Annotated in this window: 14 protein-coding genes and 1 pseudogene; 4 read left to right on the forward strand and 11 right to left on the reverse strand. The window is 60.7% G+C overall.

The window, feature by feature from the left end; genetic code table 11:
- Positions 1-46: 46 nt before the first annotated feature.
- Entirely contained in the window at positions 47-427 is a 381-nt protein-coding gene (locus RG540_RS15695; protein WP_038589694.1) for a GFA family protein, read from the reverse strand.
- A 46-nt stretch (positions 428-473) separates the two neighbouring features.
- Positions 474-1,112, reverse strand: coding sequence for a 2-dehydro-3-deoxy-phosphogluconate aldolase (locus RG540_RS15700; protein WP_038589697.1), 639 nt, complete (start codon positions 1,110-1,112; stop codon positions 474-476).
- A 166-nt stretch (positions 1,113-1,278) separates the two neighbouring features.
- On the opposite strand from RG540_RS15700, the gene RG540_RS15705 reads away from it, so the two are divergent.
- The 3 genes from RG540_RS15705 to trhO are packed head-to-tail and all read left to right on the forward strand — an operon-like array spanning position 1,279 to position 3,717.
- The gene (locus RG540_RS15705) at positions 1,279-1,776 is read left to right on the forward strand and encodes a CYTH domain-containing protein (RefSeq protein ID WP_038589711.1); all 498 of its coding nucleotides are present in this window, start codon (positions 1,279-1,281) and stop codon (positions 1,774-1,776) included.
- Positions 1,751-2,737, forward strand: a complete 987-nt coding sequence (locus tag RG540_RS15710; RefSeq protein WP_038589721.1) for a CHAD domain-containing protein — start codon at positions 1,751-1,753, stop codon at positions 2,735-2,737. The genes RG540_RS15705 and RG540_RS15710 overlap by 26 nt, the downstream gene beginning before the upstream one ends.
- Positions 2,738-2,760: 23 nt before the next feature.
- The gene (gene trhO, locus RG540_RS15715) at positions 2,761-3,717 is read left to right on the forward strand and encodes an oxygen-dependent tRNA uridine(34) hydroxylase TrhO (RefSeq protein WP_038589732.1); all 957 of its coding nucleotides are present in this window, start codon (positions 2,761-2,763) and stop codon (positions 3,715-3,717) included.
- Positions 3,718-3,764: 47 nt separating this feature from the next.
- Here the strand turns inward: trhO and RG540_RS15720 are convergent, their stop codons facing one another.
- From RG540_RS15720 to RG540_RS15755, 9 genes and pseudogenes are all read right to left on the reverse strand, one after another.
- Positions 3,765-4,163, reverse strand: a complete 399-nt coding sequence (locus RG540_RS15720) for a RidA family protein (protein ID WP_038589743.1) — start codon at positions 4,161-4,163, stop codon at positions 3,765-3,767.
- Positions 4,164-4,567: 404 nt separating this feature from the next.
- Positions 4,568-5,884: a serine hydrolase domain-containing protein gene (locus tag RG540_RS15725; RefSeq protein WP_080724960.1), complete on the reverse strand. Its 1,317-nt coding sequence runs from the start codon at positions 5,882-5,884 to the stop codon at positions 4,568-4,570.
- An 81-nt stretch (positions 5,885-5,965) separates the two neighbouring features.
- On the reverse strand, positions 5,966-6,205 hold the full coding sequence (locus RG540_RS15730; RefSeq protein ID WP_038589748.1) for a hypothetical protein: 240 nt from the start codon (positions 6,203-6,205) through the stop codon (positions 5,966-5,968).
- A 161-nt stretch (positions 6,206-6,366) separates the two neighbouring features.
- Positions 6,367-6,534, reverse strand: a pseudogene (locus tag RG540_RS31715) (aminoglycoside phosphotransferase); the annotation flags it as partial.
- A gap of 111 nt (positions 6,535-6,645) precedes the next feature.
- Complete coding sequence (locus RG540_RS15735; RefSeq protein ID WP_038589751.1) at positions 6,646-8,844, reverse strand: bifunctional diguanylate cyclase/phosphodiesterase; 2,199 nt, start codon at positions 8,842-8,844, stop codon at positions 6,646-6,648.
- A 116-nt stretch (positions 8,845-8,960) separates the two neighbouring features.
- Positions 8,961-9,737 (reverse strand): MetQ/NlpA family ABC transporter substrate-binding protein, encoded by a 777-nt coding sequence (locus RG540_RS15740; RefSeq protein WP_038589754.1) that lies wholly within the window; start codon positions 9,735-9,737, stop codon positions 8,961-8,963.
- A 78-nt stretch (positions 9,738-9,815) separates the two neighbouring features.
- Positions 9,816-10,484 carry a methionine ABC transporter permease gene (locus tag RG540_RS15745; RefSeq protein WP_038589757.1) on the reverse strand — a complete coding sequence of 223 codons (669 nt, stop codon included), beginning with the start codon at positions 10,482-10,484 and terminating at the stop codon, positions 9,816-9,818.
- On the reverse strand, positions 10,474-11,514 hold the full coding sequence (locus RG540_RS15750) for a methionine ABC transporter ATP-binding protein (protein WP_051909647.1): 1,041 nt from the start codon (positions 11,512-11,514) through the stop codon (positions 10,474-10,476). The genes RG540_RS15745 and RG540_RS15750 overlap by 11 nt, the downstream gene beginning before the upstream one ends.
- Before the next feature lie 318 nt (positions 11,515-11,832).
- Entirely contained in the window at positions 11,833-13,236 is a 1,404-nt protein-coding gene (locus RG540_RS15755; protein WP_051909649.1) for a GH1 family beta-glucosidase, read from the reverse strand.
- 306 nt (positions 13,237-13,542) lie between these two features.
- Here RG540_RS15755 and RG540_RS15760 point away from each other — a divergent pair, with 306 nt between their 5' ends.
- Positions 13,543-14,103, forward strand: coding sequence for a hypothetical protein (locus tag RG540_RS15760; protein WP_038589763.1), 561 nt, complete (start codon positions 13,543-13,545; stop codon positions 14,101-14,103).
- The last annotated feature ends 64 nt before the right edge of the window (positions 14,104-14,167 follow it).

A 14,167-nucleotide genomic window follows, 5' to 3' on the forward strand; every position in this document is an offset into this window, starting at 1 on the left:
GTTGCGGCGGCCTGGTGTCGCGGGAGAAACAGGGTCTCGAAGAAATTCATTGCTGGTTCTGAGGCAGCCCGTCGGCAATGTCGTAATAATCGCCTTTGTCGGCGACGAAGATATGCTTGTTCAACCGGGTCCCGGTCGGGCCGTCAAACGCGCCCATGGCAATGGCGATCCAGTCTTTGTGCGGCGGATCCCAGAAGAGGGAAGAGCCGCAGGTGGCACAAAACCCGCGCCGGACCTTCTCGGAAGACTGAAACCAGGTGATATTCTCGGTACCCTTGATCGCCAGCCGCTCCCTGGCGACATCCGTGGATGCGAAAAAATGGCCGGAATGCTTTCGGCATTTCGAACAATGACAGGCATCCGGCGCGGACAGGTCACCCTCGATCTCGAAGGTGACCGCACCGCACAGACATGATCCCTTGTGCATGCAAGCCCTCCCCGGCCCCATGTCAGAGCTCGGAAACGAGTTTCGGCTACGCCTTCAGCGCGGCCGCTTCCGAAGCGAGCTTGGTGATGCCGGCCCAATCGCCAGCCGAGACCAGCTCTTTGGGCGCGACCCAGGAGCCGCCGACGCAGATGACGTTCGGCAGCGATAGATAGTCGTTGGCGTTCTTCAGCGAAATGCCGCCGGTCGGGCAGAACAGCGTGCCGGCGAGCGGTGAAGACAGCGCCTTCAGATAGGCGGCGCCACCGGCCTGTTCGGCGGGGAAAAATTTCAGCACCTCGTAGCCGGCCTCGCGTAGCGTCATCACTTCGCTGGCGGTCGCAGCACCCGGCAGAAGCGGCACGGGAGAGTCCTTGGCGGCGGACAGTACACCGGGGGTCACGCCGGGCGAGACGATGAAGGTCGAGCCCGCCTTGACGGCCGCTTCGTAGTCGCGGGCGTTGAGGATGGTGCCGGCGCCGACATTGGCGCCTTCGACTTCGTCGGCCACCGCCCTGACAGCATCGAGGGCTGCCGGCGTGCGCATGGTGATCTCGATCGCCCTCAGCCCGCCGGCAACGAGCGCGCGCGCCAAGCCCACAGCCGACTTCGTGTCATCAACGATCAGCACCGGCACCACCGGCTGCAGTTTCAGGATGGAAAGCAGCTTTTCGGTCTTTCCGGTCATGGATCAGGTCTCCGCGAAAACGATTGAAAACTTTAAGGCCGAGATACCCCTCAAGCCCGTCATTGTCGAGAAAAAACAGGCTCCATCGTCTAACAGGTTTGCGGGACGCAGAGTTTGCACTAGGGTTGTAGCGGTTGGTAAATGTTCCCGGGGTGGCGGGCAAAGTATGGCCAAGGAAATCGAACGGAAATTTCTGGTGAAGAGCGACGGCTGGCGCTCGGAGGTGTCGTCATCCTCCGATTTCCTGCAGGCCTATGTCGCATCCGGCGACGACCGCTCGGTGCGGGTGCGGATCATGGACGACAAGCGCGCCAAGCTGACCATCAAGATCGGCCGCGAACTGCTGGCTCGGGATGAATTCGAATACGAAATCCCGCTAGCCGATGCCGAGGAGATGGCGAACGCCGCCGTCGGCATCGTGCTCGAAAAGACTCGCCACGAGGTCCGGCACGGGGGCTATACCTGGGAAGTGGATGTCTATGACGGAGCCTACAAGGGTCTGGTCGTCGCCGAGGTCGAGATCGAGGACGAGGGCGCCCTGCCCGACATCCCGGACTGGATCGGCGAGGAGATCACCGGCGACCGGCGATATTCAAACATGGTGATGGCGACCGAAGATTTGAGCGGAGAATTGTGTCATGGCGTACCGTCTGCGGCCCGCTAAATCCTTCACCGACGAGTTCCGGTCGGTTGCGGAAAGCCAGCTTTCCCACGCGATCCGGCTGCTCGAAGACCAGCCGGACGGGCCGCACGAAGCGGTGCACGACGCGCGGAAACGCTTCAAGCGGTTGCGTGCCCTCTACCGGCTGGTACAGCCGGACGCAAAAACATTCCGCCGGCAGGAAAACACCCGCATCCGCGACATGGCGCAAACGCTGTCGGCGGTGCGCGACGCCACCGCGCTGATCGAGACGGTCGACTATCTCGCCGGCCATGCCGGCTCTCCCGAAGAATTTTCCGCCCTCAGCACCGCCTCCAAGGCGCTGACCGAACGGCGCGATCGGATCGCCTCGGAGGAACACGACCTGCCGGCCAAGATGGCGGCCGCCGTCGACACCTGCCGCGCGGCGATCGCAGCCCTCGACGATCTCGATCTCGACGACGATCCGCACAAGACCGCCAAGCGGCTCGCCAGAGCCTGGAAGGACCAGCACGAGAAGGCGCTCGGCGCATTGGCCGGCTGCGAGGAACACGGCGATGCCGAGACCTATCACGAGCTGCGCAAATGCGGCCAGACCTACTGGATGCACCTGTCGCTGCTCGGGGCGATCTGGCCTTCCGCCATGCTGGCCAAGCAGCAGCAGGCCAAGGCGCTGGTCGATCTGCTCGGCCACGAACACGATCTTTCGGTGCTGACCGGGCTCGTCAATGAAAGCCCGGAACTGTTCGGCGACAGCGACACGCTGGCCCGGGTGCTCGGCGCCATCATCACCCGCCAGCAGGCGCTGCGGCATGAGGCGCTGGAAGCGGCCCACGAGGTGTTCGCCGACAGCGCCGAGACGGAAAGCGGGTTGATCGCGCTGCTCTGGGAAAAGGCAGCCATCGCGCCGCGCAAGGAGCGCCGTGCGGCAAAGCTGCACAGGGCCCACGAACCGCACGAGAAAGAAACTGCGTTGCGCGGATAGTCCGGAAACTGTATTTCAGCGCCATGACCGAAAACACCATTCAAACCCGCCCGGAGGCTCAACCGGAAGCGACGGGCGCCTGGCTCGTCGCCGCGCTCTATCATTTTGCGCGTTTCGACCGCTATGAGAGCTTCCGCGAGCCGCTGCAGGCCTTCTGCGACGAAAACGGCATCAAGGGCACGCTGCTGATCGCCCGCGAGGGGATCAACGGCACGGTTGCCGGTTCCGACGCAGCGATATCAGGGCTTCTCGCCTATCTGCGCGCCCAGCCGGAATTCGCAGGCCTTGAGCACAAGGAAAGCCGAGCGTCGAAGATGCCCTTCCTGCGCATGAAGGTACGGCCGAAGAAGGAAATCGTCACCATGGGCGTCGAGGATATCGACCCCAAGCGCATCGTCGGCACCTATGTCGAACCGAAGGACTGGAACGCGCTGATCTCCGATCCGGAAACGATCGTCATCGACACCCGCAACGATTACGAAACGGCAATCGGCATCTTCAAGGGCGCCGTCGATCCGCAGACCAAGACGTTTCGCGAGTTTCCGGACTGGGTGAAGAACAATCCCGGCCTCCACAACAAGCCGAAGATCGCCATGTACTGCACCGGCGGCATCCGCTGCGAGAAGGCGACCGCCTTCATGAAGGAACAGGGGTTCGACGAGGTTTTCCACTTGAAGGGCGGCATCCTCAAATATCTCGAGGAAGTGCCCGCGGAGGAAAGTCTCTGGGAAGGCGCCTGCTTCGTCTTCGACGAGCGCGTTTCCGTGGAGCACGGCCTCAAGGAGGGCAACCACAAGCTCTGCCACGCCTGCCGCAGCCCGATCACCGCTGAAGAAGTGAGCTCGCCCCATTACGAGGAAGGCGTCTCCTGCTCAACTTGCTATCCGACCCGCACCGAGGACGACCGCGATCGCTACCGCCAGCGCCAGCTCCAGATCGCGCTCGCGAAGAAGCGTGGCGTGAGGCATATCGGCGGCTGAGGTTCCGCTCGCGCCAGACGGGCTGGCGCGAGCCGATCGTCGCTGTTTCAGGCCGCCTGCGGCACTCGGGCGATCACCTTGATTTCGAAATCGAAACCGGCAAGCCAGTTGACGCCGACGGCCGTCCAGGTCGGATAGGGCGGCTCGCCGAGCACCTTTTCCCGCACGGCCATCATGGTTTCGAATTGAGTCTCGGGATCCGTATGGAAGCTCGTGACGTCGACGACGTCCCGAAACGTGCAGCCGGCAGCCTTCAGGACGGCCTCTAGGTTGTCGAACGCCAGTTGCACCTGACGTTCGAAGTCAGGCTCCGGTGATCCGTCCGTTCGGCTGCCGACCTGGCCGGAAACAAACAGAAGGTCTCCCGAGCGGATGGCCGCCGAATAACGGTGCTGCTCATAGAGTGCGTGCCGACCGGCGGGAAAGATTGCCTCGCGTGTGCTCATTGCTTCATTCCTTTTTGGAAGGCCGGTTTCCGCCGCGTCGTGATGCCACCGGGATGGGCACACACGGCTTCGGCTGTTCACGTCCGGCCTTTGGCTTCGTCATACGGGCGCGCTGACATACGCCTCGTATGCGCCCATATCTCAACATACGCTACGTATGTCAACTGACATACGTAGCGTATGCAAAATTGAGAACGGTCTCCGGACGGCGCTTAGCGTGAGACGCCGGATGTAGGAACGGTGGTGGACATCGCTAGTCACGGGAAGCGTCTGTGTTGGAAGGTTTGCGAGTTGCGTCCGAAGACTCTGCGCTCGCAATTTGATCCAGGTTTTCGATAAGCGGAGAAATTATTCGCTCCGCTATGGCGCCGTCCGATGTCGAGGTCATTCCCGAGCCCTCCTGCTTATTTAGCCTCGGCTTGGCGGAGAAGATCACGCCAGAGAGCAACCAGTTCGGAGTCTCCAGTGTCGTGCGTGGGCTTCAGCCGCACGGCGGTATGCACCAGAACGAGATGGGTAGCCGGATCGATGAAGATGCGCTGCCCTTCGACACCCTCCATAACAAAAGTCCGACGCGGCGCAGGCATCAGCCAGACTAGGTAGCCATAACCCCAAGGATGCGGGCCTTGCTCGATGGCAAGGGGAGAGCCAGCCATCACCGGCTGCGTGGCGTCCAGAACCCACTGCCTCGGTACGATCTGCCTGCCATTCCAAGCGCCGTCCTGCGCGAGCATCTGTCCGAAGCGCGCGTAGTCCCTTGCCGTTGCGTTGAAGCAGCAATAGGCGATTTCCTGACCGTTGTGATCGACGACCCAGTTTGCGTCAGCCTCCGCCCCCATCGGTTGCCAGATGCGGCTCTGAAGATAATCTGCCAGCGTCATGTGCGTGGCCTGGGCCAGGACGAGGCCCAGCACCTCCGGATTGACATTCGCGTAGTGCCAGAGCGTTCCAGGTGGGGCGGCACGGACGTTGAACTGCGACACGGCTTGAATTGTCGACTGGCTGGATGGGGTAAACAGCATCCGGGTGAGCTTTGCGTCGTCATCGGAACCGCCGTAATCCTGGCCGAACCGGATGCCGGAACTCATTTGCAGCAACGCGCGGATCGGCGTCTGTCCCAAGACGGTGCCCGTCAGTGCCTGCACATAGGTTTGCGCGAGGTCGTCGACGGAATGAATGGCACCTTCGTCGATCGCGATACCAATCAACATCCCCGTGATCGTCTTCGCCATGGACTGCGAATAGAAGCGGTCGTGGTCTGTGCGAGCGTATTGATAATGCTCGAACAGGATTGTGTCGTCCTGAATGATGAGCAGGCTGGTCGTGGGATTGCGGTCGAGATAGTCTTGCAGAGTGTGTGCTTGCCCTTGGAAGGCGTAAGTCAGCGCCAGTTCTTGCGGCGCGCGGCGCAGGAGCGAAGGCCTATCGGCGGCTACGCGGTGCGTCGGATCGAGTTGATCAGCGTGGCTATAATTGCCGACCATATTCGATTGCTTTTTGAGCGGAGGCCCGATCGGATAACCAAAGGTCTCCCCGTATGCAGAGGCGTCTGGACCGGCTGGAGAAAAGACCGGGCTGGCGTCTCGCGCTGAAACTGCAATCGTTGGCCCGAGAAGAAACAGTAAAGCGAAAGCGAGCGCCTTCAAAAATTGCCTATCGGGAAATGAGGTAGCTTCTTGATTATCATTACCTCCCGGCCGTGCTGTAGATTGCGCTGGCATGTGCCATCTTTCGTCGTAGATTCTGCGGCATTTTAAGCGGCACCAAATCCCCCATGGCAATGTCGCCGCCTGCCCAATACTTCACCAAAAGCCGTCAAAGAGCGATATCAACAGCGCAACCATTGCGACCCACCAGACGAGAAGGACGAGGACTTTGAGTTCCGCTCGCATTGCGTCGCGTTTAGAGATGACATGATTGAGGCTTTCGCGCGCGTCACTCACTGCTCTTTCGAGATTTGCACCGCGCGTATCCCTTTTAGGGCCAAGCGCACTTGCAAGGCCACAGCCAAGCAAAAGGACAAAAACGAATAGATAGGTCATCGCCCTGTTTCCCAATTCGGAAGATAGCGAAATAAATTGACTCTCAGGTTCTCGCGTCAACTGCCGATCAAGCGTTATTGATCGGACTGGATGAGAACCATTGGCGCAACGCAGCCGCCGGAGGTCCTGAATGGATACGGCCGTCGGCCCGCAGAAACTTCTCAGACCGCTCGCACTTCGGCAAGTCGCTTGACCGCGTAGTCGTCCTGCCAGCAGACGGCGGCTTCCCATGCGGCTGACGCTTGCGCGGCGACGTCATGCGCGCCATCGTCGAGATCGGCGGCGTTGTCGGGTAGTACTAGGTCAAGGTCGGGGACATCGAGATGCGACCGCCAATTTCATTCCCGGAAGGACTGGTAGTATTTGCTACATAGTTCCGCAGATTTTGCCGCACTGTTTCGCGTCTCCAAACGGAACTGCCCGGTAACTGAAGGGCCGGCCTATGCCGCCCCGCTCATCCCGCCCGGCAGGCGGTTGCCGCGGTAGATGATGTCGATCTGTTCCGAGGACATCGGCTTGCCGAACAGATAGCCCTGCAGCTCGTCGCAGCCGGTCAGGCGCAGTTGCAACGCCTGTGCCTCAGTTTCGACGCCCTCGGCCGTGACCGGGATTTCCAGCGAGCGGGCGAGAGCCACGGTCGCCTGAAGAAGATCGACGGCGCGGCCGCCCTCTTCCAGCGCGTGCACCAGCGACTTGTCTATCTTCATCCGGTCGAAGCCGAACTGGCGCAGGTAACCGACGCTCGAAAAGCCGGCGCCGAAATCGTCGAGCGCGATCTTCACCCCGAGCTGCTTCAGCTTGGCAAGAGCGGCCCGGGCGCGTTCCGGGTTCTGAATGAAATAACCCTCGGTCATTTCGAGCGTGATGCGTGAGGGATCGGCGGCGGTCTTGCGGAACACCGAGGCGACATGCAGGGCAAATGCCGGATCGCGGAACTGGCCGGGCGAGATGTTGACCGCGAGCTTCAGCTCCGGCCACAGCGTCAGCGTCTCGCAGGCGCGGTGGAGCACGAACAGGCCGAGCTGATCGATGAGCCCGGTCGATTCGGCGATCGGGATGAAGATGTCGGGCGATACCGGGCCATAACCGGTGCGGTTCCAGCGCGCCAGCGCCTCGATGCCGATGATCCGCCAGGTCCTGGCATCCACCACAGGCTGATAGACGATGGTCAGTTCGCGGCGCTCGATGGCGATCCTGAGATCGATTTCCAGCATGTTGCGCTCTTCGCGCTCGGCATCCATTTCCGGCTGATAATATTCGGTCCGGCCCCGGCCAGTTTCCTTGGCGTGATACATCGCCATGTCGGAACGCCGCACCAATTCCTCGCCGGAGACCTTGCCGCGTGGCGAAACGGCGACGCCGATACAGGTGCCGATCGTCGCGACCCGTTCGCCGATCACGAAGGGTTCGTCGAAGAAACCGAGAATGCGGTCGCTCAGCGTATCCACTACCCTTCCGATGTCCGTGCTGGCCAGCGCGATGGCGAATTCGTCGCCACCGACGCGGGCAAGGGTCGCCGTATCGCCGACCAGCGTCTTGAGGCCGGCCGCGACGCCGCGGATCAGCTTGTCGCCGGTGCCGTGGCCATAGGCGTCGTTGACTTCCTTGAAGCCGTCGAGATCGAGATAGAGCAGCGCCACGTCATGGTTGCTGCGGCGGCTCTGCACCACCAAGGCATCGAGCGCGGCAAAGAAGCCGGCGCGGTTCAGGAGCCCGCTCAACCGGTCGCTCATGGCCAGATGCCGCGCCGCCGCCTCGTCCGCCGTCAGCCGATTGAGCGTATTGCTGCCGCTGACGAAGAGGAGGAGGAAAAACAGGCCGACCATCGCAAGCGCGCAATAGACCAGCGGCCGGACCTGGGCGTAACCCATGTCGCCAGGCCTGCGGGGATGCCAGACGAGCCGCTGCAGCACCCTGCCGTGGATATTGCGGATCTCCACCATGTTCAAAACGGCATCGGAGGCGCTCGCGAAACGAAGCCCGTCGAGGACGTAGGTTTCGGAGAGCTTCCGAACCTTGGCCTCGTCGAGATGCCGGGCGAAGACCAGGAAGCGGCGGTTTGCGACCGGCTGATCGAGCTGTCCCGATTTCTGCCGGATCAGGGCCACCCCGACGGCCGCGACACCCTTTTTGGTCTGGACGAAACTGACTGCCTCCGGCACGCTTTCGGCGCCGGCGGAACTCGCCTTGTCGAACAGCGTCCAGAGCGAAGTGTCGAAATAGTCACGTGGCGACCAGTTGACGGGCGCGCCGTCCTGATAGGCCATCAGCACGTTCTGGTTCATGCCCATGACGATGGCAATGTCGAAGAGATCGCTGTTGGCGGTCATGTCGCCATAGTTGCTGGCGACCCAGGCCTTGTCATCCGCATAGACGGATTGGGCGGCGTCGTCCCAGGCAGCGTAATCGTTCAGCGTCGCGTGCAACTGCTCCCGGAACGTCTGGATCGCGCCTGATGTCGTTTCCTGGGAGCGCGCTTCATCGAGACGATTGGCGTAATCGGCGATGCGGTCGATAGCTGTCAGGATGAAGATCGTCACCAGCACCACGACCACCGCGAAGACAAGCAGCATCGACGTCACGGCGTAGCGACGACCAAGTGTTGCGGAGCGGCGGAAGCGAGACGGAAGAAGCCGCATCGAAGACCTCATGAAGTCCTACATCTTTCGCGGGTATTCCTTCAGATAGGGTTAAAAGAGGAAGGCCGGCGCTCGCACTTGAGCGCCGGCCTTCAAGAATTTTCGAAAACTCGATATTACCAGGCCGCGATCACGGCGCCCTTGAACTGGGTGTTGACGAAGTCCTTCACCGGAGCGCTGTGATAGGCTTCCACGAGCGTCTTGACCCAGGCCGCATCCTTGTCCTTGGACTTGACGGCGATGACGTTGATGTAAGGGGCCTTTTCGCCTTCCTTGGCAATCGGATCGGTCTTCGGGTTGAGGCCGGCTTCCAATGCGTAGTTGGTGTTGATGACCGAGGCGTCGACATCGTCGAGCGAGCGCGGCAGCTGGGCGGCGTCAAGCTCGGCAAACTCGATTTTCTTAACGTTTTCGGTGACGTCGGCCGGGCCGATCTTCAGGCCCTTGGCGGCGTTGACCTTGATGAGGCCCTGGTCGGCGAGGATGAGCAGCGCACGGCCGCCATTGGTCGGATCGTTGGGAATGGCGACGGTGGCGCCCTGCTTCAGGTCGGCAAGGCTCTTCACCTTCTTGGAATAGACGCCCATCGGGAAGTTGACGGTCTGCGCGACGCTGACGATGTCGAACTTGCGATCCTTGACCTGGTTGTCGAGATAAGGCTGGTGCTGGAAGGAATTGGCGTTGAGTTCGCCATCGGCCAGCGCCTGGTTCGGCACGACGTAGTCGGAGAATTCGAGGATCTGGATGTTGAGGCCCTTGGTGGCCGCGACTTCCTTCACCTTTTCCATGATCTGGGCATGCGGGCCGGGGGTGACGCCGATCTTGATGTCTTCGGCAAGCGCCGGGCCGGCAGCGAAGGCGGCGAGTGCCGCCGCGATGATGAGCTTCTTCATAAGTGTCTCCTTGGGTTCGTTTTTATACACGCCAGTCTTCTTGAATGTGTGTCTTGGGAGGCTGGTATTGCGGAAAAATCAGGTCTTTCGGTTGCGCTTGTCGAAGCGGCGGGCGAGCGCATCGCCGGTGCTCTGGATCGCCTGGACGAGCACGATCAGCACCACGACGACGGCGAGCATCACATCCGGCATGAAGCGCTGGTAGCCGTAGCGGATGCCGAGATCGCCCAAGCCCCCGCCGCCGACCGCGCCGACCATGGCCGAATAACCGACCAGGCTGACGAGGGTGAGCGTCAGGGCCAGCGTCAGGCCCGGCTTGGCCTCGGCGAGCAGCACCTTGAAGACGATCTGCAGCGGCGTCGCGCCCATCGCGCGGGCGGCCTCGATCAGGCCCTTGTCGACCTCGCGGATCGCCGCTTCCGCAAGGCGGGCGACGAAGGGAATGGTCGCCACAGTCAGCGGCACGATCGCCGCATAGGTGCCGATCGAGGTGCCGGTAATGAAGCGCGTGAACGGGATGATCGCCACGACCAGGATGATGAACGGCGTCGAGCGCGCTGCATTGACGACCGCGCCGATGATGCGGTTGGTGACCGGTGCGGGAAAAAGCTCGCCCTTGCCGCTGGTCGCCAGGAACACGCCGATCGGCAGGCCGATCAGTGCGCCGATCAGGCCGGCGACCGCAACCATCTGCAGCGTCTGGCCGAGCGCTTTCAGGAGCAGGTTGAAGAGCATGTCAGGCGACATAACCGAGCACCTCCGTGGAAAGGCCGGTTGCGGCATAGAAGCGCGCGGCGCGCTCCGTGACGGCAGGATCGGCCGGATAGGCGACGACCAGCGAGCCATAGGGCTCGCCGGCGATCTCCTCGATCGTGCCGGCAAGGATGTTGACGTCGGCGCCGAGTTCGGTGACCAGCCGGGCGGTCAGCGGCTGGAAGGCCGTCGAGCCGAAGAAGATCAGCCGCACCAGCACCCGGTCGCCGACAGACGGTTGCGGCTTCAGGTTCGAGCGGATCCACTCCGGCAGGTTGGTGCCGAGTGCTGCCGACAGAAGCGAGCGGGTCGTCTCATGCTTGGCGCCGGTAAAGACGTCGAAGGTGCGGCCGGCCTCGACGATCCTGCCGCGGTCGATCACCGCCACGTCTGAGGCGATGGTCTTCACCACCTCCATCTCGTGGGTGATCAGCAGCACGGTGAGGCCAAGTTCGGCATTGATGCGCTTCAGGAGCGCCAGGATCGACTGCGTGGTTTCCGGATCGAGCGCCGAGGTCGCCTCGTCGGAGAGCAGCAGTTTCGGCGAAGTGGCGAGCGCCCGGGCAATGCCGATACGCTGCTTCTGGCCGCCGGAGAGCTCGGCCGGATAGCGATCCGACTTGTCGCCAAGGCCAACCAGATCGATCAGCGGCACCACTTTGTCCCGGATTGCCTTGGCGGAAAGGCCGGCGATCTCGAGCGGCAGGGCGACGTTTTCGAAGGCGGTGCGTGAGGAAAGAAGGTTGAAGTGCTGGAAGATCATGCCGACCTGACGGCGCAGATCCCGCAACCCGTTTTCCGACAGGGCGCCCACTTCGACACCGTCGACGACGACGCGGCCGGAGGTCGCTTTTTCCAACCCGTTGACGAGGCGGATCAACGTCGACTTGCCGGCGCCTGAACGGCCGATGATGCCGGTGATCGCGCCACGCGCGACCGAAAGATCGATGCCGTCGAGCGCGGTGAACTGGCTCTTGTCGTCAGCACCGCCGAACCGCTTGGTTACCGCCTCGAACGCCACCATCGGCCTTTCGGCAGCCAAGGGAGACGGCGCGGTTTCGACCGCAGTATGAAGGAATGTCATTTCAGCTCTCAGATTTAAGTCGGATCATCCCGGCGACGGAACACCGGATATTTCATCGCTGTCCAGCTATCGGACGGAGCGGCACATTCGATGACAGGCGACTTTTCGGAGCATCTTGGTCGGTTTTCTCAAAGGGCAATTTGTAAGGCCGGAGCGGCCTTTTCAATGCCGCATAGATGCCCCGACGCGCCCGCGTTTGACAGGGATGTTTTTTCAATTATCTCGCAAGGCAGAAAAAATATTCTCGCACTTGCGAAATCAGCCCTGTTTATGGTTGCCCTTCGGGAATAACGAAGCGAGTTCGCGATACCACTTGCCGCTTTTCTTGATCGTCCGTTCCTGGGTTTCGTAGTTCACATGCACGAGACCGAACCGCATGCGGTAGCCCTCCGCCCATTCGAAATTGTCCATCAGGCTCCAGGCGAAATAACCCTTCATCGGGTAACCGTCCTTGATAAGGTCGGCGACCACCGAGAGGTGCTGGACATAATAGTCCAGACGCGGCTGATCATCCACCTCGCCGTCCACCGGCTCCATATTGTAGCAGGCGCCGTTCTCGGTGATGTAGCAGTCCGGCAGGTCGTAGCGGCGATAGAGATCCTCGACCAGCTGCTTGAGACCGGGCGCATAAACTTCCCAGCCGATATCCGTCTTGACGTCGCTGGCGGGCTTGGCCTCTATCGTCCAGGGGAAATCGCCGCTGCGCGCGGGCTCGTCATGGACGCGGTCCGGCTTGTAGTAGTTGAGACCCCACCAGTCGAGCTTCTGGTTGATGACCTTCAGATCGCCGTCTTCGACGACCGGCATGCGGTCTCCGAGCGCCTCCAGGAATTGCTGCGGATATTCGCCCTTGAAGATCGGATCGAAGAAGGCGCCGTTGTGGAACTGGTGGGCGCGCTCGGCAGCTGCGAGATCGGCCGGGCTGTCGGAGCCGGCGATGATCGATGCGGCGTTGATGACGGTGCCGACCGGCACGTCCGGCGTCACATGCCGGATCGCCTCGACGCCGAGGCCGTGCGCGAGATTGACGTGGTGCATGGCGGCAAGCGCCGCCTGCATGTTCTTCTCGCCTGGCGCATGGATGCCGTAGAGGTGGCTGAGCCAGACGATGCACCAAGGCTCGTTGAAGGTGGCCACCGCATCCAGCCGGTCGCCGAGCCGCGCCATCACCACCTTGGCGTAACGCTGGAAGGCATAGGCCGTCGAGCGCGCCGCCCAGCCACCCTCGCCCATCAGCGAAAGCGGTAGGTCCCAATGATAGAGCGTCGCATAGGTCTTGATGCCGCGCGCCTTGCAGCCGTCGATGAGGCGATCGTAGAAATCCAGCCCCTTCTCGTTGATCCGCCCGGTGCCGTCCGGAATGATCCGCGGCCAGGCGATCGAGAACCGGTAGGCTTCGACGCCCATTTCCTTGATGAGATCGAGATCCTCTTCCCAGCGATTGTAATGATCGCAGGCGACATCGCCGTTGTGCCCCTGATAGACCCGGCCCGGCATCTTCGAGAACGCATCCCAGATCGAGGGCTTTCGGCCATCCGCCTTGGTGGACCCTTCGATCTGGTAGGAGGCCGTCGCAACGCCCCAGAGGAAATCGCCGGGAAACCCGGCCGCGAATTTTTCGGCGTCGGGCGTTTTAAGATTGCGAGGCTGGGGATTGCTCATCTTGAGATCGGTCATGAGGATGCCGCCATATCTGTTGCGCGAGGTCTGCCGGACCACCTTTCGCGGCGGTTTATCCAAGCGGGGCGCAGTTGTACAGATGAGAATTCTGAAACGTTGCAGGATCTCCGCCCGCGTCCTGCTCTTTTCGAGAACGACTTACTTCCGGCAGCGAATTGATTCATCGGCTATCGGATGCCTCTGAGACGTTATTTACCAAAATCCAAGCACCGGCGACCACATCCCATAAGATATATATACCAACCAAAATAGATAACCTATGGTAGAGTATCTAACGGAGATTGCCCGATGCCCTTGCCACCGGAATGTTACCCTTTTCTCGGGATGTGCATTTCTTCAAAAATTGATTTGGGTCTTTTCGTTACGCTTGCGTTGTTTCTTGCAGGACTGCTCATCAATTCCTACATTGAACGAAAGAAAAAGAGGCAAGCAAGAAAGAGTTTTATTAAGGCGCTCGCGGAAGAAATAAAGCTTAATGTTAGAAGCCTTGAACGGGCGGCCAATGGAATACCATCGAGCTTCGAAATAAACCAATTCATGGCGTTAAATAAACGAAATAGGCCATTCCTTACGTTCAGTTATTTTTCAGTTATTTACAATTCTCGGACGGAAGTTCTTCAAGACCTTCCGGATGTCATGATTAAGAACATCGTGGAATTTTATGGAAAACTTGCTGATTTGGCGATAGACGTGAGTGCTGTTGACAAGGAGTCCTTTACCCGCATCTCGCAACAGGGGCGCGAAGAGGTGATGTTTGACATTGTCTCAGACATCCGGGTCGTTCTCCAATTAGGCCTGGCCATCAGCGACTCGATCGAACTTCAACTACTGCCCGATCGGATTTTTTAATTGGAAAATTAACGATCAATCACTATATTATAAGCAGCGATTTGGTCAGGATAATCAGGAGAAT

The organism is Neorhizobium galegae bv. orientalis str. HAMBI 540 (assembly GCF_000731315.1).
GTDB classification, from domain to species: domain Bacteria; phylum Pseudomonadota; class Alphaproteobacteria; order Rhizobiales; family Rhizobiaceae; genus Neorhizobium; species Neorhizobium galegae.

Bases quoted from the DNA above. Each gene is read 5' to 3' on its own strand.
- RG540_RS15695 (WP_038589694.1), bottom strand. From the start codon at position 427: ATGCACAAGGGATCATGTCTGTGCGGTGCGGTCACCTTCGAGATCGAG.
- RG540_RS15700 (WP_038589697.1), bottom strand. From the start codon at position 1,112: ATGACCGGAAAGACCGAAAAGCTGCTTTCCATCCTGAAACTGCAGCCG.
- RG540_RS15705 (WP_038589711.1), top strand. From the start codon at position 1,279: ATGGCCAAGGAAATCGAACGGAAATTTCTGGTGAAGAGCGACGGCTGG.
- RG540_RS15710 (WP_038589721.1), top strand. From the start codon at position 1,751: ATGGCGTACCGTCTGCGGCCCGCTAAATCCTTCACCGACGAGTTCCGG.
- trhO (WP_038589732.1), top strand. From the start codon at position 2,761: ATGACCGAAAACACCATTCAAACCCGCCCGGAGGCTCAACCGGAAGCG.
- RG540_RS15720 (WP_038589743.1), bottom strand. From the start codon at position 4,163: ATGAGCACACGCGAGGCAATCTTTCCCGCCGGTCGGCACGCACTCTAT.
- RG540_RS15725 (WP_080724960.1), bottom strand. From the start codon at position 5,884: ATGCCAGCGCAATCTACAGCACGGCCGGGAGGTAATGATAATCAAGAA.
- RG540_RS15730 (WP_038589748.1), bottom strand. From the start codon at position 6,205: ATGACCTATCTATTCGTTTTTGTCCTTTTGCTTGGCTGTGGCCTTGCA.
- RG540_RS15735 (WP_038589751.1), bottom strand. From the start codon at position 8,844: ATGCGGCTTCTTCCGTCTCGCTTCCGCCGCTCCGCAACACTTGGTCGT.
- RG540_RS15740 (WP_038589754.1), bottom strand. From the start codon at position 9,737: ATGAAGAAGCTCATCATCGCGGCGGCACTCGCCGCCTTCGCTGCCGGC.
- RG540_RS15745 (WP_038589757.1), bottom strand. From the start codon at position 10,484: ATGTCGCCTGACATGCTCTTCAACCTGCTCCTGAAAGCGCTCGGCCAG.
- RG540_RS15750 (WP_051909647.1), bottom strand. From the start codon at position 11,514: ATGGTGGCGTTCGAGGCGGTAACCAAGCGGTTCGGCGGTGCTGACGAC.
- RG540_RS15755 (WP_051909649.1), bottom strand. From the start codon at position 13,236: ATGAGCAATCCCCAGCCTCGCAATCTTAAAACGCCCGACGCCGAAAAA.
- RG540_RS15760 (WP_038589763.1), top strand. From the start codon at position 13,543: ATGCCCTTGCCACCGGAATGTTACCCTTTTCTCGGGATGTGCATTTCT.